General features: G+C 58.7%; 1 protein-coding gene. It reads left to right on the top strand.

The genetic code is table 11. The features are described 5' to 3' along the window. Positions 1 to 494: extracellular solute-binding protein (locus AC1D1Y_RS26250; protein ID WP_477684929.1), on the top strand; the 494-nt coding region annotated here is incomplete at both ends.

Here is a 494-nt window from a genome sequence, read left to right as displayed (position 1 = left end):
GGGACTGACCGTCGCCAACTTTGGTGGCGCCAATGGCAAAGCGCAGAGCGCAGCGTTCCTCAAACCCTTCGCACGAGAGCAAAAAACGGAAGTCACCGGCGTGGAGTACACCGGCGGTCTCGATGCCATCCGCAGCATGGTTCAGGACAAGAAGGTCACCTGGGACGTGGTGGAAGTGGAATCCACCGATCTCAAAACCGGTTGTGAATCTGGCCTTTTTGAACGTTTTGACCGCAGCACCCTACCGCACGCAAGCCTGTTGCTGCCGGGCGCAGTGCAAGATTGCGGGGTCGGCGCATTTGTCTGGTCAACCATCATGGCTTTTGATGGCAGTCGTTTTAAAGAATCACCCCGCAAATGGGCCGACTTTTGGGATGTGCAGCGCTTCCCGGGGAAACGCGGCCTGCGCAAGGGCGCGCGTTACAACCTTGAAATTGCACTGATGGCCGACGGCGTGAGCCGGCGTGACGTGTATTCCATGCTGGCGACGGACC

The organism is Polaromonas sp. P1_G1 (assembly GCF_056405595.1).
This window is presented reverse-complemented; position numbering and strand designations above follow the sequence as displayed.